Here is a 25,261-nt window from a genome sequence, read left to right as displayed (position 1 = left end):
GATGAATCAAGAATTCGAGCTTATCGCCAAGACTTTCCAGGGACTGGAAGAAGTTCTGGCACAAGAACTCACAGAGCTGGGAGCCAGCAACATTGAAATTGGCCGACGCATGGTTTCTTTCACCGGCGACAAGGCCATGATGTATAAGGCAAACTTCTGCCTGCGCACCGCCATCCGTATTTTAAAACCTATCAAACATTTCACTGCCAAGACTGCCGATGAGGTATACGATGCCGTAAAAAGCATCGAATGGGAAAAATACCTTGACAACATGAGCAGTTTTTCTGTGGATGCCGTAGTCTACTCCAGTGAATTCCGCCACTCCAAGTTCGTGGCCTACAAGGTGAAGGATGCCGTGGTCGACTATTTCCGTGAAAAGACCGGCAACCGTCCATCCGTACGCATCAGCAATCCGGACCTGGCCATCCATATCCATATTGCGGAAGAAGAATGTACACTGGCACTCGACAGCTCCGGCGAGTCACTTCATCGCAGAGGCTACCGTCAGGAACAGGTAGAAGCACCGCTGAACGAGGTATTGGCTGCCGGTATGATTCTGATGACCGGCTGGCGAGGCGAATGCGACCTGATTGACCCGATGTGCGGTTCAGGTACCATCCCTATCGAAGCGGCACTGATAGCCCGCAACATCGCCCCGGGAGTGTTCCGCAAAGAGTTCGGATTCGAAAAATGGAAAGATTTTGACCAGGAACTGTTCGACGCCATCTACAACGATGATTCACAAGAGCGTGAATTCACACATAAGATTTACGGGTACGACAACAATCCGAAAGCCAACGAAATTGCCCAGCACAACGTGAAGGCAGCCGGAGTCAGCAAAGATGTCATCCTGAAAATCCAACCGTTCCAGCAGTTTGAAAAGCCGGAACAGAAAAGCATCATCATTACCAACCCGCCGTATGGCGAACGTATCTCTTCCGATGACCTGTTAGGACTTTACCAGATGATCGGAGAGCGCTTGAAACATGCGTTTGCCGGAAACGATGCCTGGATTCTGAGCTACCGCGACGAATGTTTCGACCAGATTGGCCTGAAAGCTTCCGTAAAGATTCCGTTGTTTAACGGTGCGTTGGAATGCCAGTTCCGTAAATACCAGATTTTTGACGGAAAATACAAAGAATTCCGGGCCGAAAACGGAGACAAGGAGTTCAAACCGAAGCACGAAGAAAAACCGGCACGCCCGCGTCACCACGGAGAAAAAGTGGAATACGCGCGCAAGGAACGCAAAGAGGGTGTTCGGGGAGAACGGAAAGAAGGCTTCCGCAATGACCGGAAAGAAGGTTTCCGCAGGGATTCCGATTCCAAAGAAATATTCCGCGGACGGAAAGCCGGCGACGGAAAAGAATTTACCCGCGAACGCCGCAAGGAATTCAAATACAAAGAGGAACCGAAGCCGCGCAACCCGCGTCCTTCTACAGACGACGGACGTCCGAAAGCAGCTCCAGCTCCACGCTACATGCACAAACGCCGCAACGAGGAAGAAGAGAATCTAAAGGACTAAAAAAATAAAGCACATGAAACGTCTATTTTTGTTATTCTTTTTATTATGTAGTATGACCGTCTCTACCACCTTTGCCCAGGAAAAGAAAGCGTTTACGCTGGAAGATGTCATTCCGGGTGGAAACAATTATTTCAACTTGGTTCCCAAAAACATTCCGGGACTGAAATGGTGGGGAGATGTATGTGTGCGTACAGATGTGGACGATATCAGGCAAATAGATAACCGTACCGGAGAAGAAACTATACTGGTGACATTGAAAGAAGTGAACGAAGCCTTGCAAAACGGAGAAAAGCCGTACAAACTTTTAGCTCCCATCAAGCCGCTTCACACCCTGCAAGGCGCTTCCCTGCCTTGGGAAAACCGGAACCTCCTGATGTTTTCGGACTATGTGGGAGATGAAGAAAAAAGTGAAAGCTATGTCTTCTTCTATGACTTTATCCAGAAGAAGTTAACCAACATGTTCCGCATCCAAGAAGCAAACGCCACCAACCTTGATTTCTGCAAAGAGAACGGCTATCTTGCTTATACGGCAGGCGACCATTTATATATTGCCAACCACGGGGATTTTTCCACCGCGGTAAGCCCGCACCCAACGGATGTAAAGGAAATAGATAACGACATCGTTTACGGCCAAGCGGTTCACCGCAACGAATTCGGTATTTATAAAGGTACGTTTTGGAGCCCGAAGGGAAGCTACCTGGCTTTCTACCGCATGGACCAGAGCATGGTGACCGATTACCCGCAGGTAAATACCTCTACCCGCATCGCCACTCTTGAACCGGACAAATATCCGATGGCGGGCATGACCAGCCATAAAGTGACCGTAGGCGTATATGAGGTAAAAACCGGAAAAGTCATTTACTTGCAGGCAGGCGACCCTACCGACCGTTATTTCACCAACGTCAGCTGGTCGCCCGATGAACAGCACATCTACGTCATCGAGTTGAACCGCGACCAGAACCATGCACAGCTGGTCAGCTACCAGGCTGCTACCGGCGAAAAGGAAGGCATCCTGTATGAAGAAAAGCATCCGAAATACGTAGAGCCTCAACACCCGTTAGTATTCCTGCCATGGGATGAAACTCAGTTCATCTACCAAAGCCAGCGCGACGGCTTCAACCACCTGTACCTGATGGATACGAAAGCCAAAGGAGAAGGGGTTTGGAAGAATGGCAAACTGGAAGGCAGCACCTACCTGGAGCATCTGAAAGTCACTCCGCTGACTCAGGGCGACTGGCTGGTACAGGATATTTTAGGATTCAATGCCGGAAAGAAGGAAATCATTATCGGCAGCACGGAAGTCTCTCCGTTGCAGACCAACCTGTTCTGCCTCAACGTGAAAACCGGAAAACGTACGTTATTAGGAGAAAAAGACGGCATGCACCGGGCTTCTCTCTCTGCCAGCGGTACGTATTTGATAGATAACTTCTCCTCTTTCACCGTAGGGCGGGAAATCACCTTGCTGCCCACCAACGGCAAGAAGGGAACCGTTTTGTTGAAAGCGGACGACCCGATGCGCAGTCAGTTCAATTTGCCGGAAATCACCATCGGTACCCTCAAGGCCGCCGATGGAAAGACCGACTTGTACTACCGTCTGGTCAAACCGGTAAATTTCAACCCGAACAAGAAATATCCGGCTATCATCTATGTGTATGGAGGACCGCACGCCCAGCTCATCCACAACTCACGTTTCTACGATGCCAGAGGATGGGACCTGTACATGGCACAGAAAGGCTATGTCATGCTGACGGTAGACAGCCGGGGAAGTGACAACCGGGGACTGGCGTTTGAAAACTGCACCTTCCGTCACTTGGGAGTAGAAGAAATGAAAGACCAGGTGAAGGGAGTGGAATTCCTGAAATCACTTTCGTATGTGGATGGCAACCGCATCGGCGTACACGGCTGGAGCTTCGGCGGTTTCATGACCACCAACCTGATGCTCTCCTATCCTGACATCTTCAAGGTAGGTGTAGCCGGCGGACCGGTCATCGACTGGAAGTTCTATGAAGTGATGTACGGCGAACGTTACATGGACACGCCGCAGACGAATCCGGAAGGCTACAAAGGCTCCGACCTGAAACAGAAAGCCGGCAACCTGAAAGGCCGTCTGGAAATCATCATCGGCGGAACAGACCCCACTTGTGTACCGCAACACACCTACACATTCCTAAGAGCGTGCATCGAGGCAGGCACACATCCCGACCTCTTCATCTATCCGGAAGACGGACACAACATGATGGGACGCGACCGTGTACACCTGCACGAACACATCACCCGCTATTTTGAAGATCATTTGAAATAATCGACTAAAAAACAGATACATATATGAAACTTTTACTGTTAGGTTCAGGAGGACGCGAACATGCATTAGCATGGAAAATCGCACAAAGCCCGAAAATTGAGAAGTTGTACATCGCTCCGGGAAATGCCGGCACACGTGAAGTGGGCGAAAATGTAGCCATCAAGGCCGACGACTTTGAAGGTATCAAGCAGTTTGTCATCGACCACGGCATCGACATGGTAGTGGTAGGTCCGGAAGACCCGCTGGTAAAGGGGGTATATGATTTCTTCAAGCACGATGAAGCCTTGAAGCAGATTCCGGTCATCGGCCCGTCGAAAGCCGGAGCCGTACTGGAAGGCAGCAAGGAATTTGCCAAAGGATTCATGCAGCGTCACCACATCCCGACAGCCGGATACAAGAGCATTACCGCAGCCAACTTAGAAGAGGGACTGGCCTTCCTGGAAACACTGGAGGCTCCTTACGTACTGAAAGCTGACGGACTTTGTGCCGGAAAAGGCGTATTGATTCTCCCTACCTTGGAAGAAGCCAAGAAAGAACTGAAGGAAATGTTGGGCGGTATGTTCGGCAACGCTTCGGCCACCGTGGTGATTGAAGAATTCCTGAGCGGCATTGAATGCTCGGTATTCGTGCTGACCGACGGAAAGAGTTACAAGATTCTGCCGGAAGCCAAAGACTACAAGCGTATCGGCGAAGGCGACAAGGGCCTGAACACCGGCGGTATGGGTTCTGTGTCCCCCGTTCCGTTTGCAGATGCAGAATGGATGAAAAAGGTGGAAGACCGCATCATCCGTCCTACAGTAGAAGGCTTGGCGGAAGAAGGTATTGACTACAAAGGCTTTATCTTCTTCGGACTCATCAATGTGAAAGGCGATCCGATGGTCATTGAATACAATGTCCGCATGGGCGACCCTGAAACAGAAAGCGTAATGCTTCGTATCAAGAGCGACCTGGTAGACCTCTTTGAGGGAGTAGCTCAGGGCAACCTGAACGAAAAGACATTGGAAATCGACCCTCGTTCGGCTGTCTGCGTCATGCTGGTATCCGGCGGTTACCCGGAAGCCTACGAGAAAGGATTCCCGATTACGGGCATTGACGAAGCCAAAGCAGGTGGAAGCATCGTATTCCATGCCGGTACCACCCTGAAAGACGGACAGGTAGCCACCTCAGGCGGACGTGTCATTGCGGTCAGCTCTTACGGCGCCAACAAAGACGAAGCCTTGGCACAGTCTTTCCGCAATGCCGGAAAAATCCATTTCGAGAAGAAATATTTCCGTTCTGACATCGGGTTCGACCTGTAAACATGCTTGCACGAAACAAATTTCAATATGAACTGGCAACGGGAAGAATCACTCTTCCTGTTGCCGTAGTTTTCTGTCTGCTCTTGTTCGGCATCACCTACCAGGAACAGACGGATTTCATTTCTTTGGCCATTTACGGCCTGATCACCTACTTACTGATTGAGCTGAACACCACGTTCTCACTCATCCGCACCCGTACCACATTCCATGCGGCACTGTTCCTTTTTTTCTTTGGGGGGCTTCCCTTTCTGCACACCTACTCGCATGAACAGTGGATTCCGTTGCTGTTTGTCATCAGCTTCGGCTACCTGTTCCGGAGTTATGAATCACCCTACGCGTCCACTCCCATCTTTCATGCCTTCCTTTGCATCGGCATCAGCAGTTTCCTGCTGCCTCAGACCCTCTATTTCATTCCGCTGATTTATTTTTACATGGTGGGGCTGCGTGCGTTCACGCTCCGTACTTTCTTTGCAGGCCTCACGGGCATCTTTACCCCCTACTGGATCATGCTCTGCTATCACCTGTATACGGGTACACCCGAGAAAATCGGCGAACCGTTCCTGCAATTGTCCAGCTTTCCCCCGATAGACTATTCCGTGTTGTCGCTGTCCCAGCTGGTATCCGGAGGAGCCGCCCTGCTGATTATCGCCATCTGCGGTGTAGAGAGCCTGTGGCACATCTATCAGGACAAGGTGCAGACCCGAGTCATGCTGCGTATCCTCCTCATCACAGGAGTAGCCACCCTGCTGTGCATGTGTCTTATCCCTTCACATTTCAACACCTTCTTCACCATGACCCTCATTGTAGGCTCCATTTTGGGAGGCCACCTGTTGGCACTGACTTTCAACCGTTTTACCCGTATCTTCCTGTGGGCAGCCCTTGCCCTCTGGACGGGCGTATGTATATTTAATGTATGGATGCATTTATTCAATTTCTGATAGACTGGGGATATTGGGGGATGTTTCTCTCGGCTTTCCTGGCCGGTACCATCCTGCCTTTCAGTTCGGAAGTGGTCCTGTTAGCCTGCGTGGGATTAGGACTGGACCCGGTATGGTCTACCCTTTTCACCACGGCCGGCAATGCCTTGGGAGGTGTGACCTGCTACTGGATAGGCCGGATGGGCAAGACCGAATGGATTGAGAAATATTTCAAGGTAGACAAGAAACAAATGGACCGGGCCATCCGCTTCATCCACGGGCGAGGCTCGTGGATGGCCTTCTTCTCCTTCCTGCCCGTCATCGGCGATGCCCTGCTCATCGCCTTGGGCTTCATGCGGGGCAATTTCTGGATCACCACCGTGGCCATGACCATTGGCAAGTTAGCACGCTATGCCATCATTGTGGCTACGGCCCTGGGCGTATTCCAATATCTCCACTAAGAAATCGCTTTCCGCTTTCCCCGCTTGAAAGATATGCGTATCTTTGCCCCCACACAACCGACAGTTATCACATGATTACACTTGAACCTACCGCCGACGGAAGCAACACCCTGTTTGTGCCGGAACTGAATGAGCATTACCACTCCGTGAAAGGAGCCTTGACAGAATCGCAGCACATCTTTATCCAGATGGGCCTCAACCACTCGCAAGCCGAAAGTCCCCGCGTATTAGAAATCGGCTTCGGCACCGGACTGAATGCCTTCCTCACCCTGTTGGAGGCAGAAAAACAGCAAAGAGAAGTCTGTTTTACCAGCATCGAACGCTATCCGCTGGCCGAAGACATCGTGCACCAACTGGGCTATCCGGGAATCATTGCCCCGGAAGCCAGCGAAAAGTTCTATGCCCTGCATGCTGCTCCCTGGAATCAGCCCGTCCGCCTCTCTTCCTGGTTCACCCTGCACAAGATAGAAGGCGACTTCACCCACTTCGACTTCCAGTCGCACTACGACGTGATTTATTTCGATGCCTTCGCCCCGGAGAAACAACCGGAAATGTGGAGCCAGCCCCTTTTCGATAGTCTGTACCGGCAAACGGCACCGGGTGGCATCCTTACCACCTACTGCGCCAAAGGCGTAGTGCGGAGAATGCTTCAAACGGCCGGATTCACTGTAGAACGCCTGCCGGGCCCTCCGGGAGGCAAACGGGAAATTCTTCGTGCCAGCAAACCGGCCTGAATCTGAAAACGCCGTACGTTCAAAAGCAAAATCCCTTGTCATTTTTTATGTTTTCCTTGCGGAAAACGTAGGTTTCCCTCATGAGAAACGTACGTTTCGCGTAAGGAAAACGTACGTTTCCGCCGTGCGAAACATAGAAAACAAAGGAACATCCTCCCATCTATACCCAAAAGTTTCCCCATTATCACCTCTTTTTGTGCCTTTCCAAGGCGCAAAAAGCCTCCCTCATGACTCTTTTTTGCCTCAGAGCCCCCTTTCCCTGTTTTTCTATTCTCAAGAATCTTTTAAAAATATTTCCTCACACCTTTAAAAGGATACTAAAAAATGTAACAGAATTTGTCTGATGAGTGAAAAACTATTTGTATAAGCATATATATTTCCACAATTTGTCGATTTTATTAGCTAAACGCATTAATCGACAAGTAATCTCCGCTATGATTGGTTAAATTCGCTTTCGTTAAGACGGGACAAGAAAAGACCTCCCCGCCCCCAACGAACCATTGAAAAACACAAATGTGATATGAAAAACGAATAAAGTGAATATGAATTTTGAGGATATATCTGCAAATATACTTATTAAACCCGAATATTAACTTTTAAAACTTGGATTTACTTATGAAAAAGAAATTCATCGCAGTGTCAATGGTGCTTGGCGCATTGGCACTAAGCTCAACAACACTTACTTCTTGTGTTGACGACAACGAATCAGCATCAGTTACCGCTATCCGTGATGCAAAGGCACAACAGTTAACCGCTTTGGCTAATTATCAGCAAGCACAGGCAGATGCTAAAAAAATTATATCCGAAGCAAATGCTGCCATCAAAAATGCTGAAGCAAAAGCTAAAGAAATAGCTAACGAACTACAGAATATTGCATTGGAAAAAGCCAAAGCAACACTTGCTACAGATCTTGAAACAGCGCAAGCTCAAGCCGAAGCAGCATTACTTAGCCAAAAAGAAGCGTTGGAAAGAGCAAAAGCATCTTTAATAAAAGCATCCAATGCAGCTGATGAAGCGACAAAAGACAAGATCAATGAGTTGTTAAACAAAGCAGACGAACTCATGTATGGCTCCTGGGGTTATGTATATGTATGGAATCCCACAACACAACAGAACGAAGAACAATGGGTTCAACATGGATATAACTCAATCTATGGTGAGGGTGGCTTAAACGAACAGTTAATCAGTAAAAAGGCTGAACGTGTAAAAGCAGACTATGAACTTGTTGATATTCAATTGCAAATTGCAGAGAAAGTAAGACAGGAAGAAAAATCATTAGCTGTTAATGAAGCGCTACTGGCTGAATATAAGAAGTATGACAATACAGATAAAGATGCAGCTGAAAAGGCTGCAAATGAAGCTAGCCAAAAATTACCAGCATTAAAACAATTGTGGGACGAAGCTCAAGCATTGTATAACCAAGAATATAATGAAAAAATCCGACCTGCGCTGGAGAATATTTACTCAACAGAATTATACAATTATATTAATGGTAATATAAACGGTTCAAGAGTGAGGAATTATCTTACCATGGTACCTCCTGAAAACGAAACTATTACTGTTAACTTCGACGATGGAACATCACAAAGACTATGGCTATGGTACAACGTAGAAGAAGATGCTTATGAAGTTAATCAAGAAGCATTAAGTAGTGATATAACCAATGCTGACCGTGCCGTAAAAGTAGCTGAACAAAATTTGACAAATGCAGAAAAGGCACAAACCGATGGTTTGAAGGACGCTGCAATAACTAATGATGGAGTGACTACTTACAAAGAGTTAAAAGATGCTGTAACTGAGGCTCAAAAAGCTTTCGACAAAGAGCCTACAGACGCAAACAAATCTACATTGGAACAGGCAGAATCCAGAGTTCAATACTACGAAAACAGCTTGCAAAGCGGTGTAGATAGAGCACAAAAAGCATTAGATAGTGCTAAAGAAGAACAAACCATCTTGGCTGAAATCAATACCTTGCTGACTGGTGAAGCATTCAAAAACTATACAACTGTTTATAATGCTTATGTCGCTGCTGTAGAGGCAAGTACAGATAAATTTATTGCGATGACAAAAGCAGAACACAATTATACGGTTCAGAATAACTTAGTTGATGGCTTAAAGAATATTGCTAATTCCTACACTGACTGGTTGACAACAATTAACGTTGTTGAAAAGGATATCAACACCAATAAGAAGAATATTGCTACTATGACAGCTGACGATGGAGTAACAACCGAAGCTACCAAGCAGCAGTACATGGAAATCTTGGATCAAGAAATTGCTAATCTGGAAAAAGAAATCGAAATCAAACAGGCTCAGTATGACAGTTATATAGAGCAGATTCAGTCATTGATTGCTGGCGACACTGTTACAGAAGAACCTGAAGAAACTCCTGCTGAATAAGCAAGCTTTCCTAAACCAAGAAGCTAATAGCAAAAAGTTTATAATCTGAGGAAAGGAGGAGCCAGCCTCCTCCTTTTCCGAAGATAAACCAACAACAAAACAGAATCATATGAAAATCAGTAAACTTTTAATATTAGCCGCACTCCCGATGATTGGACTTACAGCCAATGCCCAGGATAAAGGTCCGCAGAAAAACGACTTTACCGTGGCAGCAACCGTAAGTTACAACAATACAGTAATGCAGAATGCTGCCGTAGGCACTCTGCCCAGCTACAACGGATTCCAGGCCCAGTCAACCAACTGGAATGACAAGGCGCTGCAAGTAGGAATCGAAGGTGGCTGGTTCTTCCTCGATGAATGGAAACTGGTATTGGGAGGAGGCATGAGTATCACCAAACATCCGGGTTATTCGGGCGTGCCGGGAAGTGCCGACAGCGACGAAGCATTCGAATGGGGTGATATACCAAGCTACGGCGCAATAGCCGATCAGAACTTCCTGCAATTCAATGTGTATACAGGAGTGGATCGCTACTTCAAGACGAAAGTCGATGGTCTGTATCTGTATGCCGGAGCACGGGTAGGTTACGCCTACGGACGTAACGTCTCGTTTACGGACGATGAATACAACATGGGTAAATCAGTAGGCGAAGCATTCAACGTACGCGGAGCACTGACCGGCGGTGTGGAATATTACATCACAGACGGTCTGTTCGTAGGTGCACAGGTAGATCCGTTTGCCTACACTTACAACCGCAGCTTGATCAAGCCGCAAGAAGGACTGAGCAACCTCGATGCCAATAGCCATAACTATTCCATCCTGGCCGCTCCGACCCTCAAAATTGGATTCAAGTTTTAATAGATACACGTAGAGTAACTATTAAGGGGGCAAAGGCTCTGTCGAGAGACAGGGCCTTTATTCATTTTCAACCTTTTCACCCGCAGGAAACTTCAACCCTTGTTTCCAGACTTCGGAAAGATTTTGTAGCTTTGCGAAGAATACTTATCCAACATCTGAATATATGGACATCAAAAAATATATCTTCCTGCTGCTGACGACACTGGCACTCGCAGCCTGCGCAGGAAACGGGGAAAACAACCGGACACAGACCCTCACCGTCACCATCGAGCCGCTGCGCTACTTCACGGAGGCCATTGCCGGAGACAAGTTTCAGGTGGTAAGCATCGTGCCCAAGGGAGGAAACCCGGAAACGTACGACCCTACCCCGCAACAGCTGGTCGACCTGGCACGAAGCAAAGCGTACCTGCGCATCGGCCACATCGGATTTGAACAGGCCTGGATAGAAAGGCTGCAAGCCAATACCCCCCAGCTGCCGTTCTACGACATGTCGCAAGGGGTAGACCTCATTCATGAAATACATCCGCATGCCCACACGCAGGGAAACCACGACGGAGTGGAGCCGCATATCTGGAACTCCATACCGAATGCCCACATCATCTCTGCCAATATCTGCAAGGCGCTTTCAGAAATTGACCCGGACAACCAGGAATATTACCGCCACCGGCTGGACAGTATGCAGCGGGTGATTGACCGTACGGAACGGGAAATGCAGCGTTACCTGTCGAATGCCGACCCGAGTTTCCTGATTTACCATCCGGCACTGAGCTATTTTGCCCGCGACTACAGCCTGCAGCAAATCAGCATCGAGGAGGGGGGAAAAGAGCCTTCGCCCACGCATCTGCAGGAACTGATGAACCTCTGCCGGCAGAAACAGGTACGGGTGGTGTTCGTGCAGCAGGAGTTTGACCAGCGCAACGCCGAAGTCATCGCACAGCAGCTCCACCTGAAAATCGTACCTATCAACCCGCTCACCTACGACTGGGCCAAGGAAATGATTCACATCGCCCAATCGCTGAGCAAAAACGAGCAATAACACAATCCGCCCATGAACCAACCGCTTATCAGACTGACCGGAATATCCGCCGCCTACGACCAGAAGAAGGTCTTGGAAAATGTGAACCTGGAAATTGCCGAGAAAGACTTCTTGGGAGTAATCGGACCCAACGGAGGGGGAAAAACCACGTTGATGAAAATCATACTGGGCCTCCTGAAACCCACTTCCGGCCACATCCAGTTTTTCGAAGACGGAAAAGAGGTGGACGAAATCGCCATGGGCTACCTGCCCCAATACAACCGCATCGACAAGAAATTCCCGATTTCGGTCTACGAAGTGGTGCTGTCCGGACTGAACAAACAGAAATCATTGTTCCGTTCTTTCACCAAGGCACAGCACGAGGAAGTACGACGCATCATTGCCCGCATGGGACTGGAAGGACTGGAGCAAAGGGCCATCGGCCAACTGAGCGGCGGACAACTGCAACGGGCACTGTTGGGCCGCGCACTGGTTTCCAACCCCAAAGTGGTAATCTTAGACGAACCCAACACGTACATCGACAAGCGGTTTGAAGCACGGCTTTACTCCCTGTTGGAGGAAATCAACAAGGAACGGGCCATCGTACTGGTGAGCCACGACATCGGCACCATCCTGCAAAACGTGAAAAGTGTGGCGTGCGTGAACGGCACACTCGACTATCATCCGGATACGGAGGTCTCCGCCGAATGGCTGGAAACGCATTTTGAATGCCCCATCGAACTGTTAGGACATGGCAATCTGCCTCACCGCATCCTGAAATGCCATCATCATGAAGAGTAAAGGGCCGCTTTTAACGCCTTTTGCAACATTATCATTTACTTTTGGGACTTGATTAGTAAATGTTTGCTATCTTTGCCGCATTGAATTTTAACGAGAAACTAAAATAATTCATGAAACAGTACAACAAGATTAACAACCTGGTTGGCTGGCTCACTTTTGCGGTGGCCGCATTCACTTACTGCATGACCATCGAACCGACAGCCAGCTTCTGGGACTGTCCGGAATTCATTACTACCGGATATAAGCTGGAGGTGGGACATCCGCCCGGCGCACCTTTCTTCATGCTGACCGCCAATTTGTTCAGTCAGTTTGCCAGTGATGCCACACAGGTGGCCCGTATGGTCAACACCATGAGTGCCCTGATGAGCGCCGCGTGTATCCTGTTCTTGTTCTGGAGCATCACTTGCCTGGCCAAGAAACTGATTTGCCCCGATGAAAACCAGATGACAACGGGTAAACTGATTGCCATCATGGGTTCGGGAGTGGTAGGTGCCCTGGCTTATACGTGGAGCGACACCTTCTGGTTCAGTGCCGTGGAAGGAGAAGTATATGCGTACTCCAGCTTGTTCACGGCCCTCGTATTCTGGCTGATTCTAAAATGGGAAAACCGGGCCACCGAACCTCACAGCGACCGCTGGCTGATTCTGATTGCCTATCTCACAGGATTGTCTATCGGCGTACACCTGCTGAACCTGCTTTGTATTCCGGCCATTGTACTGGTATATTACTACAAGAAAAACCCCAAAGCTAACCTGAAAGGCAGTCTGATTGCCCTGATTGGTTCCATGGTATTGGTTGCGGTAGTACTCTACGGCATCGTACCGGGCATCGTGAAAGTGGGCGGATGGTTTGAACTGCTGTTTGTCAACGACTTCGGCATGCCTTTCAACACGGGTGTCATTGTCTACATGATTGTCCTGGCCGCAAGCATCATCTGGGGTGTATACGAAAGCTACACGGTGAAAAGCCGCAAGCGGATGAACATCTCCTTCCTCACTACGGTAGGCCTGTTGGGTATTCCGTTCTACGGACACGGATGGAGCAGTGTGTTCATCGGTGTAATCGTGCTGGCAATTCTGGCTATTTACCTCTTTGCCAACCTCAGCGAGAAATACCGCGTCAGTGCCCGTACGCTGAACACCAGCCTGCTGGCCATGATGATGATTGTTGTGGGCTATTCTTCGTATGCCGTCATCGTCATCCGTTCTTCGGCCAACACGCCGATGGACCAGAACTCTCCGGAGGATATCTTCACGCTGGGTGAATACCTGGGACGTGAGCAGTATGGTACCCGCCCGCTGTTCTACGGACAGACTTATGCTTCCAAACCGGCTTTGAAACCGACGGAAGGGGGCTGCGTGTACGACGTGGAAGAAGGGGCTCCGGTTTACCAGCGGAAAGAAAAGGAACGTCCGGACGAAAAAGACAGCTACGAAATCGTCCGTCACAAGACGGAATACAAATATGCACAGAACATGCTGTTCCCGCGTATGTACAGCGACGTGCATGCACAGGCCTATGAAGACTGGCTGGGCGGCGTGGAAGGACGTCAGGTGCCTTACGACCAGTGCGGCGAGATGATTATGGTCAAGATTCCGACGCAGTGGGACAACATCAAGTTCTCCTTTATCTACCAGCTGAACTACATGTACTGGCGTTACTTCATGTGGAACTTTGCCGGACGTCAGAACGACATCCAGGGCCAGGGAGAAATTGAACATGGCAACTGGATTACCGGTATCCCGTTCATCGACAACATGCTGATAGGCGACCAGTCTCTGCTTCCGAGCGAGCTGAAGAACAACAAAGGTCACAACGTGTTCTACTGTCTGCCGTTAATTTTGGGACTTATCGGTCTGTTCTGGCAGGCTTACAGAGGCGAAAAAGGTATCCAGCAATTCTGGGTGGTATTCTTCCTCTTCTTCATGACCGGACTGGCCATCGTGCTTTACCTGAACCAGACACCGCAACAGCCGCGTGAACGAGATTATGCGTATGCAGGTTCCTTCTATGCGTTCGCCATCTGGATTGGACTGGGAGTAGCGGCCATCGCGGAATATCTGAGCAAGAAAATCAACGAAAAGCCTGCGGCCATCCTGGCCAGCATCGTTTGCTTGCTGGTACCGATACAGATGGTCAGCCAGACTTGGGACGACCACGACCGCAGCGGCCGCTATACATGCCGTGACTTCGGACAGAACTACCTGAACTCCGTTCCGGACAAAGGAAATCCGATTCTCTTCACCAACGGTGACAATGATACTTTCCCCTTGTGGTACAACCAGGAAACGGAAGGCGTGCGCACGGATGTACGTGTCTGCAACCTGAGTTACCTGCAGACCGACTGGTACATCGACCAGATGCGCCGTCCGGCCTACGATTCTCCATCAGTACCTATCAACTGGGAACGAATCGACTATGTATCCGGCCACAACGAAGCCGTATATATACGCCCGGATGCCATGCCTACGGTATTGGAATTCTACAAAAAGAACCCGGAAGAAGCTGCCAAGGAGTTCGGAGACAACCCGTACGAACTGAAGAACATTCTGGAACACTGGGTACGCTCACCGAAAGAAGACTTGCAGATGATTCCGACCGACAGTATCGTTATCAAGCTGGACAAGGAAGCCATCAAACGCTCGGGCATGCTGACGCCTGATTCCATTCCTGATTATATGCACATTTCGCTGAAAGGCAAACGGGTGCTGTACAAGAGTGAACTGATGATGCTGGAAATGCTGGCCAATACCAACTGGGAACGCCCGATGTACATGGCCATCACCGTAGGCTCGGAAAACCACCTGAACCTGACCGACAACTTCCTGCAGGAAGGTCTGGCCTACCGCATTACTCCGTTCAACAACGCGCAACTGGGCAGACGTCTGGACAGCGAAAAGATGTACGACAACCTGATGCACAAGTTCAAGTTCGGCGGCATCGACAATCCGAACATCTATCTGGATGAAACGGTACTGCGCATGTGCGACACACACCGCCGCATGTTCGTGCAGCTGACCAGCCAGCTGATCAAGGAAGGCAAGAAGGACAAGGCTTTAAAAGCCCTCGACTATTGCGAGAAGGTCATTCCTTCTACTACCGTTCCTCACGATTACGTGATGAGCAGCTCCAAGGAAATGGCCGACAACTACCTGGCATTGGGACAGACACAGAAAGCGGAAAAGATTCTCAACGAACTGGCCAACAATGCGGTGGAATATGCCACTTGGTACCTAAGTCTGGATGACACCCGCTTTGCCAGCTCTTACGAGAACTGCATGCGTTATTTCTACATTTTGGACGATGTATGCAAGACGCTGGCTACCATCAAAGACAGCAAGACCGGAAAAGAAATCGATTCTGCCGTGCATTATGCACAGAAATTCGACCAGCTGTACAAACTATTGGAACAACGGGTAGGAACCAGCACACAGGCTCAGTAAACCGATACTGACCGCTGTGTCACTTCAGATACAAAATGTCATTCAGAACGCAGCAAAAGCAAATTTACTTTCTGCGAGTTCGGAATGACATTTTTTTCGACTGGTTTCCAGATATTACACAACCTTTTAAACAAGAACGAAAGCATGTTCATCGAACAACCTCCCCAATTCATCCGTCTGCTGTACCCAAAGGCTCTATGGCGCATGGACAAGACCGAGAAAGCGGTGTATCTGACGTTTGACGACGGTCCGATACCCGACATCACACCCTGGGTGCTCGACTTGTTGGACAAATATCACATCAAAGCGACTTTCTTCATGGTAGGCGACAACGTACGGAAACACCCGAAGGAATACCAGATGGTGGTGGAACGGGGACACCGCATCGGCAACCATACCTTCAATCACATCCGGGGATTTGAGTTTCTGAGCCAGAATTACCTGGCCAATACGGACAAGGCCGACGCTTACCTGCACACGAACCTTTTCCGCCCTCCTCACGGACACATGCGCTGGATGCAGTATCATGTGTTGAAAAAGAAATACCAGATTGTGATGTGGGATTTGGTGACGCGTGATTACAGCAAGCGGCTCAACGGTCCGCAGGTGTTTGAGAAAGTCAAGAAGTACGTCCGAAACGGTTCCATTATCACGTTTCACGATTCCCTGAAGTCGGAAAACAACCTGAAATATGCCCTTCCCCGTTCCATTGAATGGCTCTTGAAGCAAGGATACGAATTCAAGGTATTTCCCTGATACAGAAAAAGCGCAAGGCAAACCTCCACGTTTACCCTGCGCTTTTTCTGTATTTCTTCTTCCTAATAACAGCAGTCTGTTATTTCTGGATGCTCACCGTCAGCGGATTGCGTACCTTCTGTGCATAGTCTTTCAGGTACTTGTTCCAGTCGTCCGCTTTCGAGAAACCGTATTTGCTCCATCCGGAGCCCCAGTAATAGACAAACTCATTGCCTGCTTCATAGTCACATATTCCCAACACATGCCCTAAGGCATCGCCCACAGGTTTGTTGAACAGTTGCACGCGAGTCTGTACTGCTTCAGGGAACACGGCACCTACATATACAATCCCATTGTCAGAATGGGGTTCTGTGGTCGGGTCGGCATAAGCAATATATCCCGCAGAAGCGTCATACATATAGCCTTTCGGATTGGCTGCATGCAACACCAGCCCGGCGGCCACGGGGGTAGTTTGTGTCAGATAATCATAAGTCACCGTAGTCTTATTCAGCTGAGAACCTTTGTCCAACTGGATAATACGGGTTTCTATCACATTCGAGTCATTCTTCACCACCAGCGGATTAAACACGAGCTTGACCGTGAAACGCAGCGGTCCGTTGTCCAGAATCTCATAGTCCTTGTAGCAATACGGATAGACAATCGTAGAATCCGGCATCAAGGCAGACGTACCCCCTCCCAACGTAGGACCTACCGCATAGCAGTCCATTCCGTTTCCATGGTCCACATGATACGAAATCGTACGCACCAGGCTGTCGGCCGCTTCCTTCTTGCCCGCATCACGTAGTGCATTGATTTGCACCCATGCCATAGAATCCAGTTCCATGGCATAACGGTCTTCTACCACCAAGTCTTCTGTATTTTTGGTAAAGACGTCGTATCCATAGGCTTTTTCCCCACTTCTTTGCAAGGCCGGACCGTATGCCCGATAGGCAGCACGGTCATTCTCCCAGGCAATGTCGTCCAGGCGTTCCGGATAATAACGTCCATACACCACCGTATTGACGATACCGGGAGTACCCTGCTGTATGGTATAGTTCACAGAAGCATTGGAAGCTATAGAGACCGGAAATACTACCTTGTCGTCGTAAGTGAGCTGATAAGGAACTTCCTGGGCTTTTTCATCGTAAATGACAAACTGGGCCGTATCGGCCAGGTTCAACTGCTCATAAATATCGTCTACAGGGACTTCTACCATCTCTCCCGTCCGTTCCATGTCCAAAGGATTCGATATCGTCACGGTGACCGATTCTGAGTTGCCACATCCTACTAACAAGGCAGTGGAAAAAGCGGCGACAGCCAATAAAGTCTTTCTCATAATATTATCTTTTCTTGTTTCACAAAAAATCATCCTGAGAAAGAATCTTCCCTCTCAGGATGATTTTTTATTTCTACCTCTTACACCATTATTTATTTAGGCTGTTTGCCAATGTACGCCAGGATACCACCGTCGACATACAATACGTGACCGTTTACGAAATTGGAAGCGTCGGAAGCCAGGAACACGGCTGGCCCCATCAAATCTTCCGGAGTTCCCCAACGGGCAGCTGGAGTCTTGGCCACAATGAACGCATCGAACGGATGACGAGAACCGTCAGGCTGACGTTCACGCAACGGGGCAGTCTGTGGAGTCGCGATATACCCCGGGCCGATACCGTTGCACTGGATGTTGTATTCACCGTATTCGGAAGCGATGTTACGAGTCAGCATCTTCAAACCACCTTTGGCAGCTGCGTAAGCAGAAACGGTTTCACGTCCCAGTTCACTCATCATGGAGCAGATGTTGATAATTTTTCCGTGACCTTTCTTAATCATGCTGGGAATCACGGCCTTTGATACGATGAACGGAGCGTTCAAGTCTACATCCACTACCTGACGGAACTGTTCTGCCGTCATTTCGCACATCGGGATACGTTTGATGATACCGGCATTGTTGACCAGAATATCAATTACACCCACTTCTTTTTCAACCTGTGCAATAAAAGCATTGACCGCTGCTTCATCGGTCACGTCACATACATAACCATGTGCCTCAATGCCTTTTTCCTTATAAGCGGCCAGACCTTTGTCCACCAGTTCTTGTTTGATATCATTAAATACGATGGTTGCACCAGCTTGTGCAAAGGCTGTAGCAATTGCAAAGCCAATCCCGTAAGAAGCACCTGTCACAAGGGCCACCTTACCTTCAAGTGAAAAGTTTACCATAATCATTATAATTTTAAATGCACCCGTTATTTCCTGCCACACAGGAAACAACATTTATGTTATTACTTCAAATTCTCTCTCCCTTACGCAGACAAAAATACAAAAGCCATCAGAATTTGAGATACAATATTCGTTCACAAAACCTACAAAATCGTACGACTTTTGGAATTTTCATCCTCCTTTTTATCTGAAATACGTTTGAAGCTCTTTTTTACTCAATTCATCCGGACTAATAATTCACAGATTTTATCTTGCAGGTTGCGTGCCTGACGGGCCTTCAACACGTTCTGATTGATGATGACGAACGAAATCTTATGTCCCTTTACCGATGTCACATAACCGGCCAACGAAGAAACCCCCGTCACGGTACCAGTTTTTGCCCTTACATTCCGGAAAGCCTTTCCCATCCGCATCCTTCCTCTCAGCGTACCATCTACTCCTGCTATGGGAAGACACTCGTAAAAAGGCTGGAAAATAGCCGGATGCCGATAGGCATAATTCAAATAAGCTAAAATCAAACGGGGAGAGACATAATTATACAGGGAAACTCCACTTCCGTCTACAATCTGATAATCTTCCGGATCATATCCAAGCGAATGACGCATAAACCGTTTGACGACTTTCTGGCAGTCTCCAAAAGAAAGATGCGACGTGTGTTTACCGTTCATCCGGCCCAACTGACGGAACAAGGCTTCGGCCGACAAATTATCGCTTTCTTTCAGGGCACGTTTCAAGACCATCTCCAACGGACGCTGACAAGTATAAATCCATTTTGTACTGTCTGGAGTTTCCATAAAGAAAATGCTGTCTTTCGACACAGAAAGTCCTTCTTTCTTGAGCTTATAGCAGAATGTATTCATGAAGAAGCGCTTGGAATCGTACATATTCAGCGTTTTTTTCCGGACAGAAGACACACAGCCGGAAATGTCGATTGTATTACCATTCGCTAACCAGTTACGCGTAATTTTCAGGCTTCCAGCCCCCGGACGCAAACTGACGGAACGGTTGTTCACCTGATAATAATCGGATTCAGGCGTAATTTCCACTTTTCCGGCCCGTCCTTTGGACGAAGGCGAAACCTTGATATCCACACATCCCCTGTTCAGCATCAACGGTGACAAGTAGGGTTGAAAAGACTCCGGTGTGTCGTCCCACGACCATCCGGCTCCCCAATACAGCGAATCCATCAAGGATACATCTCCCACCAGTTTCCCGGAAATAGTCCGTATGCCTGCCTCTTGAATGGCCCGGACCAGAAAATCCATATCCAGGTCCATAAATTCCGGATCGAAACCTCCTTTTACATACAGGTTCCCTTTCAGAATACCGTTTTTTATGACTCCATCATATGAAAGTGTGGTTTGAAACTGATACTTGCTGCCCAACACATCCAGTGCCGTTACCGCCGTTACCACTTTTTCAATGGAAGCCGGGCGATACAATTTATCATCCTGGTGGCTATAAAGCTCTTTTCCAGTGGTTAAATCATGGACTACAATGCCCACTTCCGAAGTTTTCAACATGGGGTCGGAAGTTATCAACTCATCCAGCTTATCTTTCAATGAAGCCTGTGCATAGATACTTCCTACCCATAAGAATAAAAAAAACAATAATCCGTTTATCCGTTTCATCAAAATCTCTATTTATAACTCACGAAACAGCTCACCCACCGTAGGATGTGGAAAAACATATTTCTTCCAATCTGACAGCTTGCGTCTGTCCTCTATCATCATTCCTGCCTGCACAATCAGCTCAGAAGCCGGATTTCCAAGCAGATGTACGCCCATAATTTCTTCATCCTCTCCTACCAGAACCTTACAAACACCGTTTACTCCTTCATTTTCGGCTACGAAACGTCCCGAATAGGCTGCCGGCAAGCTAACTACACGATAAGCACGACCTTCACGCTTCAAAGCTTCTTCCGTAAAGCCCACCGAAGCAACTTCCGGATTGGTATAGACTACTCCCGGAATAGCTCGGTAACTCATAGCGTCTTTTTCGCCCAAAATATGATGTACTGCCACTTCTGCCTCCCGCACTGCCGTATGAGCCAGCAAAGAGACTCCATTCAAATCGCCACAGACGTAAACACCCGGCACAGAAGACTGCAAGAATTCATCTACCTTTACGGTGCCTCGTGGGGTCAGTTCCAGGTTCAGATTCTCCAGTCCGAATCCTTTCATTACAGGCCGACGTCCCACACTCATCAACAGTTTCTGTGCGCAGACCTTTCCTTCCTGTCCCTCATGTACATAACTGACCTCTATTTCTTCGCCTGCTTGATGAATGCCGGTTACCTGCGTACCCAACAGGAATTTCACTCCTCTCTTGGCATAATCTGCCCGCAAAAGTCCGGATAGTTCCTTGTCCAATCCTCCTAAAATCTCATCCATCATTTCGATGACAGTAACCTGTGTTCCCAAGCTGTGGAAGAATGAAGCAAATTCCATACCGATGACACCACCGCCCACAATCACCAGCGAAGCAGGCAATTCCTTATTATCCAACGCTTCCCGATGCGTCCAGTAATTCACTGTATCAAGACCGGGAATCGGAGGTACAAAAGCGGCACTACCTGTACAAAGCATCAGATGTTCACAAGTATAGGTTTCTTCTCCACAACGGATAGTGTGTGCATCCTGCACATAAGCTTCTCCCTGTACCAGTGTCACATGCTGTGCCGTCAGCTTTGCCTTGATACCCAGCACTAGCTTTCTCACCACCTTAGTCTTTCGGGCAATGATCTTTCCCAAGTCGACAGAGACTTCTTTTACATTGACCCCGTACTTGGAAGCATGCAGTGCCGTATCATGCACTTTTGCCGAATATAATAAAGTTTTGGTGGGGATGCATCCTTCATTCAAACAAACACCCCCCACGTTATTCTTTTCAAACAACACGACACTCAGTCCCGCTTTTCCTGCCACTTCTGCAGCAGTATATCCTGCCGGACCTCCACCAATAATCGCCAGTTGATATTTCATATGTCTTTAAATTACAGAGTGATTATTCTTCACGATAATCTGCATGAGGATTACGTTCTTTCGCACATGCCAGAAAACCTTTCAAATCCGCAGGATCAAAGTTAAGAAATCCTTTGGTATAATACACCGTCACCCGACCTTTCAACAAAGAATCTTTTTTACGCAACACAATCCGCATGACACCGTATGCTTTGACACTTCCACTAAACCCTCTTTTCAACCAAATATCACCGTTTTCCTGTACCAAAATACGAGTCATCTGCTCGTCAATCAACAAAAGGATAGGGAACACAATCGGCAACAAACTCCAGTAACTTTCAGTGTGCAACGCCACCAACACGATGGCCACAATCAAAATGATAACCCCTAACCACACTTTAAAAGGGGTTCTGCGGATTTTAAACTCACGTACCATAGTATTTTTCTTCAGTTAATAAATAGTTTCAGTCGTAGAATTGGATTGCCTCGTTCTGTTTCAGCAAACAACGGACAAAATCTTCCGGATTTTTGGGAGAAAGACAAATAGAATGTACTTTACCATGCTTCTTAAACACCACCTCCAGGCGTTCAAACGACAATGCAGGTTCCCAGAAAGCCATGGAACGGACTTTCCGTATGCGAAGAATCTCTGCTATCTCTACCGAAGCATTGGGTACAAAGCGTCCGGTTTCCACTTTCAGCCAACCGTCTCCCGTTAGGATATACTGTGTATGAATAAGCATCTCGATTTCAAAAATCACAAGAGTTGCGCACAGAATTGTACATAGCAAATAGTGTTCCCAGAAAAAAAAGAACAACAACACAGAAGTTATTCCTATGACAATCCAATACCACCAACCCACTTTTGATTGAAAAGTACGATTCATTGTCTGATTTTTATATTAATTTCCCGTGAAGATAAGAAATTCTGCTTGAAAATAAAACATCTCAAATGCAACTTTAAATATTTTAAAAGTCCACTTACAAAGCATTTATAAAAAAGGATGCTTTTAAGCATCATCTAACTGACTTTTTTGTAGTTTTGTGTCATAATATCCAACGTTATGATAAGAAAATTCGATTTTCTCGTTATCGGTTCAGGAATTGCCGGAATGAGCTTTGCGCTGAAAGTAGCGCATAAAGGTTCGGTTGCACTGATCTGCAAGGCCAGACTGGAAGAAGCGAATACCTACTATGCACAAGGTGGCATCGCTTCAGTGACTAATCTGAAGGTGGATAATTTTGAAAAACATATCCACGACACTATGGTTGCAGGAGACTGGATCAGCGACCCTGCCGCTGTCAGAAAAGTAATCTGCAACGCACCCTCTCAAATAGAGGAACTCATAAAATGGGGAGTAAATTTCGATAAAAAAGAAAACGGAGAATTTGACTTACACAAAGAAGGCGGACATTCCGAATTCCGTATTCTTCATCACAAAGACAATACGGGAGCAGAAATCCAGACCAGCCTGATTGAAGAAGTAAAACGTCATCCCAACATCACGGTATTCACCAACTTCTATGCCGTAGAAATCATCACTCAACATCATTTAGGTATCATTGTCACTCGCCATACGCCGGGCATCAAATGCTACGGAGCTTACGTGCTGAATGAAGCTACGGGAGAAGTTGATACCTTCCTGTCTAAAGTAACGGTGATGGCTACCGGCGGATGTGAAGCCGTTTACAACCATACCACTAATCCGCTGGTAGCCACCGGAGATGGTATTGCCATGGTATACCGTGCCAAAGGGGTAGTGAAAGACATGGAATTTATTCAGTTCCATCCTACCGCCCTGTATCACCCGGGCGACCGTCCTAGCTTCCTGATTACAGAAGCCATGCGCGGATATGGAGCTGTATTGAGAAACCTCGCTGGCGAAGAATTCATGCAGAAATACGATCCGCGTCTCTCTCTTGCACCACGTGACATTGTAGCCCGCGCCATCGACAGTGAAATGAAACAACGTGGAGAAGACCATGTATATCTGGATGTCACTCACAAAGATCCGGAAGAAACGAAGAAGCATTTCCCAAACATTTACAAGAAGTGCCTGAGCTTAGGTATCGATATTACCAAAGATTACATTCCAGTAGCACCGGCCGCTCATTACCTGTGCGGTGGTATTAAAGTAGACTTGGACGGACAATCTAGCATCAAGCGGCTGTATGCCCTTGGAGAATGCTCCTGCACCGGACTGCATGGAGGAAACCGTCTGGCATCCAATTCACTGATAGAAGCCATCGTATATGCGGATTCAGCTGCCAAACACGCCATCAGTGTACTCGATCGCTATGATTTCAACGAAGATATACCGGAATGGGATGCAGAAGGTACCATCAGCAATGAAGAACGAATCCTGATTACCCAAAGCATGAAAGAGGTCAATCAAATAATGGAAGCCTACGTAGGTATCGTTCGAAGCAATCTGCGACTGGTACGTGCTTGGAACCGTTTGGATATTCTGTACGAAGAAACAGAACGCCTGTTCAAGCGTGTAAAGGCCTCCAGAGAAATTTGCGAGCTTCGTAACATGATTAACGTGGGTTACCTGATTACCCGTCAGGCCATGGAAAGAAAAGAGAGTAGAGGACTCCATTACACGATTGATTATCCACATGCAGCCAAGAGTGAAGCAGAAAAATAAGCTACCACATACACTATTAGAAGCCGGGATTTTTCATTCCGGCTTTTTTTATACCTTTTTATTTCCTCTCAGACCCAAGATTTCTGCACATTCCATGCCAATCCTTAAAAGCGTCAAAAGATTGCCGAAAAGGCTTTAAAATAGCGTTTGGAGATAATATAGCTTTAGAAGCTGGATTGAAGAGACACAAGCCCGCCAAATTTCACCCGTCAGCAAGAGATTGCTTCTGCAAAGCATACCGGCTATATCTGAGGCTTATAGAAAAATACACATTACAAGAAACTCTGGCGATTCCTTCCCTGTAGGGAAGGCCGTATTTTCGGAATTACCGTATAGGGAAAAGCAGAAGCGCCGTGACAGACTCCCCCCGGGAGCTTTCCTTAGCCGCATTAAGCATATCAGTGAGATAACAGGACATTGTTTTCCCCGATGCAGATTCAGTAACCTGTCTGCTATTCCGCCGGTTCAGGATGAACCACCGGAAGCCATATTCTACTGCCTCCGTATTCACGCTGCCCCGTCCGAGGATTCTTCGGACAGCATTCTGAACCTGCCGCTCCTTATGTTCGCGTCAGAATACAAAAAAAGCCCCGAAGCATGTCTGCCTCGGGGCTTCTCTAAAACGGCGACTACCTACTCTCCCACTTGTACGCAGTACCATCGGCGTGGCGAAGCTTAACTTCTCTGTTCGGAATGGGAAGAGGTGGAACCTTCGCGCCATAGTCACCTTAATATCGTTATATTGTCATGACTTACAAGCAAGCAATCTCAGCACGTTCGCTGAACGTATATATCATCCTTCATGGATTATTTTGTCTTCCATCCGCCCGGCGCGGATAAGGAAAGCTTTCGGGCAATTAGTAATGCTCGGCTTTGCTGTCTCCAGCTTTACACCTGCATCCTATCAACGTTGTCGTCTTCAACGACCCTAAAGAAATCT

The 25,261-nt window shown here is 47.9% G+C and carries 19 protein-coding genes and 2 rRNA genes; 13 read left to right on the top strand and 8 right to left on the bottom strand.

The genetic code is table 11. From position 1 onward, the window contains the following. Window position 1 precedes the first annotated feature (1 nt). From H6A28_RS13270 to H6A28_RS13215, 12 genes are all read left to right on the top strand, one after another. Complete coding sequence (locus tag H6A28_RS13270; protein WP_204476706.1) at window positions 2–1,522, top strand: THUMP domain-containing class I SAM-dependent RNA methyltransferase; 1,521 nt, start codon at window positions 2–4, stop codon at window positions 1,520–1,522. A 13-nt stretch (window positions 1,523–1,535) separates the two neighbouring features. After that, window positions 1,536–3,824: a S9 family peptidase gene (locus H6A28_RS13265; protein WP_204476704.1), complete on the top strand. Its 2,289-nt coding sequence runs from the start codon at window positions 1,536–1,538 to the stop codon at window positions 3,822–3,824. 23 nt (window positions 3,825–3,847) lie between these two features. Next, window positions 3,848–5,122 carry a phosphoribosylamine--glycine ligase gene (gene purD, locus H6A28_RS13260; RefSeq protein WP_204476703.1) on the top strand — a complete coding sequence of 425 codons (1,275 nt, stop codon included), beginning with the start codon at window positions 3,848–3,850 and terminating at the stop codon, window positions 5,120–5,122. 2 nt (window positions 5,123–5,124) lie between these two features. Further along, window positions 5,125–6,060 (top strand): hypothetical protein, encoded by a 936-nt coding sequence (locus tag H6A28_RS13255; RefSeq protein ID WP_204476701.1) that lies wholly within the window; start codon window positions 5,125–5,127, stop codon window positions 6,058–6,060. Beyond that, the gene (locus H6A28_RS13250; RefSeq protein WP_204476700.1) at window positions 6,036–6,500 is read left to right on the top strand and encodes a YqaA family protein; all 465 of its coding nucleotides are present in this window, start codon (window positions 6,036–6,038) and stop codon (window positions 6,498–6,500) included. The genes H6A28_RS13255 and H6A28_RS13250 overlap by 25 nt, the downstream gene beginning before the upstream one ends. Window positions 6,501–6,574: 74 nt before the next feature. Beyond that, entirely contained in the window at window positions 6,575–7,234 is a 660-nt protein-coding gene (mnmD, locus tag H6A28_RS13245) for a tRNA (5-methylaminomethyl-2-thiouridine)(34)-methyltransferase MnmD (protein WP_204476711.1), read from the top strand. Between the two features lie 615 nt (window positions 7,235–7,849). Beyond that, the gene (locus H6A28_RS13240) at window positions 7,850–9,634 is read left to right on the top strand and encodes a hypothetical protein (protein WP_204476698.1); all 1,785 of its coding nucleotides are present in this window, start codon (window positions 7,850–7,852) and stop codon (window positions 9,632–9,634) included. Window positions 9,635–9,743: 109 nt separating this feature from the next. Then, window positions 9,744–10,490: a BT1926 family outer membrane beta-barrel protein gene (locus tag H6A28_RS13235; protein WP_204476696.1), complete on the top strand. Its 747-nt coding sequence runs from the start codon at window positions 9,744–9,746 to the stop codon at window positions 10,488–10,490. Window positions 10,491–10,653: 163 nt separating this feature from the next. Beyond that, entirely contained in the window at window positions 10,654–11,526 is an 873-nt protein-coding gene (locus H6A28_RS13230) for a metal ABC transporter solute-binding protein, Zn/Mn family (RefSeq protein WP_204476695.1), read from the top strand. Window positions 11,527–11,538: 12 nt separating this feature from the next. Further along, window positions 11,539–12,306, top strand: coding sequence for a metal ABC transporter ATP-binding protein (locus H6A28_RS13225; protein WP_204476693.1), 768 nt, complete (start codon window positions 11,539–11,541; stop codon window positions 12,304–12,306). Window positions 12,307–12,416: 110 nt separating this feature from the next. Then, window positions 12,417–15,749, top strand: a complete 3,333-nt coding sequence (locus H6A28_RS13220) for a DUF2723 domain-containing protein (protein ID WP_204480783.1) — start codon at window positions 12,417–12,419, stop codon at window positions 15,747–15,749. 144 nt (window positions 15,750–15,893) lie between these two features. Next, window positions 15,894–16,505: a polysaccharide deacetylase family protein gene (locus tag H6A28_RS13215; RefSeq protein ID WP_204476689.1), complete on the top strand. Its 612-nt coding sequence runs from the start codon at window positions 15,894–15,896 to the stop codon at window positions 16,503–16,505. Between the two features lie 79 nt (window positions 16,506–16,584). Here the strand turns inward: H6A28_RS13215 and H6A28_RS13210 are convergent, their stop codons facing one another. The 6 genes from H6A28_RS13210 to H6A28_RS13185 form a co-directional block, all read right to left on the bottom strand. Continuing rightward, window positions 16,585–17,820, bottom strand: a complete 1,236-nt coding sequence (locus tag H6A28_RS13210) for a DUF4861 domain-containing protein (protein WP_204480781.1) — start codon at window positions 17,818–17,820, stop codon at window positions 16,585–16,587. A 92-nt stretch (window positions 17,821–17,912) separates the two neighbouring features. After that, entirely contained in the window at window positions 17,913–18,707 is a 795-nt protein-coding gene (locus tag H6A28_RS13205) for a gluconate 5-dehydrogenase (RefSeq protein ID WP_204476686.1), read from the bottom strand. Window positions 18,708–18,922: 215 nt separating this feature from the next. Continuing rightward, window positions 18,923–20,338 (bottom strand): D-alanyl-D-alanine carboxypeptidase/D-alanyl-D-alanine endopeptidase, encoded by a 1,416-nt coding sequence (gene dacB, locus H6A28_RS13200; protein ID WP_204476684.1) that lies wholly within the window; start codon window positions 20,336–20,338, stop codon window positions 18,923–18,925. Window positions 20,339–20,350: 12 nt separating this feature from the next. Further along, complete coding sequence (gene lpdA, locus H6A28_RS13195) at window positions 20,351–21,691, bottom strand: dihydrolipoyl dehydrogenase (RefSeq protein WP_204480779.1); 1,341 nt, start codon at window positions 21,689–21,691, stop codon at window positions 20,351–20,353. A gap of 22 nt (window positions 21,692–21,713) precedes the next feature. Continuing rightward, window positions 21,714–22,106, bottom strand: coding sequence for a hypothetical protein (locus H6A28_RS13190; protein ID WP_204476681.1), 393 nt, complete (start codon window positions 22,104–22,106; stop codon window positions 21,714–21,716). A 28-nt stretch (window positions 22,107–22,134) separates the two neighbouring features. Beyond that, the gene (locus H6A28_RS13185; protein ID WP_239465371.1) at window positions 22,135–22,413 is read right to left on the bottom strand and encodes a PH domain-containing protein; all 279 of its coding nucleotides are present in this window, start codon (window positions 22,411–22,413) and stop codon (window positions 22,135–22,137) included. 321 nt (window positions 22,414–22,734) lie between these two features. On the opposite strand from H6A28_RS13185, the gene nadB reads away from it, so the two are divergent. Further along, window positions 22,735–24,321: an L-aspartate oxidase gene (gene nadB / locus H6A28_RS13180; protein WP_204476678.1), complete on the top strand. Its 1,587-nt coding sequence runs from the start codon at window positions 22,735–22,737 to the stop codon at window positions 24,319–24,321. Between the two features lie 620 nt (window positions 24,322–24,941). On the opposite strand, the gene rrf is transcribed toward nadB, so the two are convergent. Continuing rightward, window positions 24,942–25,052 (bottom strand): 5S ribosomal RNA (gene rrf, locus H6A28_RS13175). Between the two features lie 105 nt (window positions 25,053–25,157). Next, window positions 25,158–25,261 (bottom strand): 23S ribosomal RNA (locus H6A28_RS13170); the annotation flags it as partial.

The sequence above is a fragment of the Bacteroides mediterraneensis genome, from assembly GCF_016900355.1.
Taxonomy (GTDB): Bacteria; Bacteroidota; Bacteroidia; order Bacteroidales; family Bacteroidaceae; genus Phocaeicola.
This window is presented reverse-complemented; position numbering and strand designations above follow the sequence as displayed.

Coding starts and splice junctions, on each gene's coding strand:
- H6A28_RS13240 (WP_204476698.1), top strand. CDS start 7,850: ATGAAAAAGAAATTCATCGCAGTGTCAATGGTGCTTGGCGCATTGGCA.
- H6A28_RS13220 (WP_204480783.1), top strand. CDS start 12,417: ATGAAACAGTACAACAAGATTAACAACCTGGTTGGCTGGCTCACTTTT.
- nadB (WP_204476678.1), top strand. CDS start 22,735: ATGATAAGAAAATTCGATTTTCTCGTTATCGGTTCAGGAATTGCCGGA.
- H6A28_RS13255 (WP_204476701.1), top strand. CDS start 5,125: ATGCTTGCACGAAACAAATTTCAATATGAACTGGCAACGGGAAGAATC.
- H6A28_RS13185 (WP_239465371.1), bottom strand. CDS start 22,413: ATGCTTATTCATACACAGTATATCCTAACGGGAGACGGTTGGCTGAAA.
- lpdA (WP_204480779.1), bottom strand. CDS start 21,691: ATGAAATATCAACTGGCGATTATTGGTGGAGGTCCGGCAGGATATACT.
- H6A28_RS13270 (WP_204476706.1), top strand. CDS start 2: ATGAATCAAGAATTCGAGCTTATCGCCAAGACTTTCCAGGGACTGGAA.
- dacB (WP_204476684.1), bottom strand. CDS start 20,338: ATGAAACGGATAAACGGATTATTGTTTTTTTTATTCTTATGGGTAGGA.
- H6A28_RS13250 (WP_204476700.1), top strand. CDS start 6,036: ATGGATGCATTTATTCAATTTCTGATAGACTGGGGATATTGGGGGATG.
- H6A28_RS13190 (WP_204476681.1), bottom strand. CDS start 22,106: ATGGTACGTGAGTTTAAAATCCGCAGAACCCCTTTTAAAGTGTGGTTA.
- H6A28_RS13215 (WP_204476689.1), top strand. CDS start 15,894: ATGTTCATCGAACAACCTCCCCAATTCATCCGTCTGCTGTACCCAAAG.
- H6A28_RS13210 (WP_204480781.1), bottom strand. CDS start 17,820: ATGAGAAAGACTTTATTGGCTGTCGCCGCTTTTTCCACTGCCTTGTTA.
- H6A28_RS13205 (WP_204476686.1), bottom strand. CDS start 18,707: ATGGTAAACTTTTCACTTGAAGGTAAGGTGGCCCTTGTGACAGGTGCT.
- H6A28_RS13265 (WP_204476704.1), top strand. CDS start 1,536: ATGAAACGTCTATTTTTGTTATTCTTTTTATTATGTAGTATGACCGTC.
- H6A28_RS13235 (WP_204476696.1), top strand. CDS start 9,744: ATGAAAATCAGTAAACTTTTAATATTAGCCGCACTCCCGATGATTGGA.
- H6A28_RS13230 (WP_204476695.1), top strand. CDS start 10,654: ATGGACATCAAAAAATATATCTTCCTGCTGCTGACGACACTGGCACTC.
- H6A28_RS13225 (WP_204476693.1), top strand. CDS start 11,539: ATGAACCAACCGCTTATCAGACTGACCGGAATATCCGCCGCCTACGAC.
- purD (WP_204476703.1), top strand. CDS start 3,848: ATGAAACTTTTACTGTTAGGTTCAGGAGGACGCGAACATGCATTAGCA.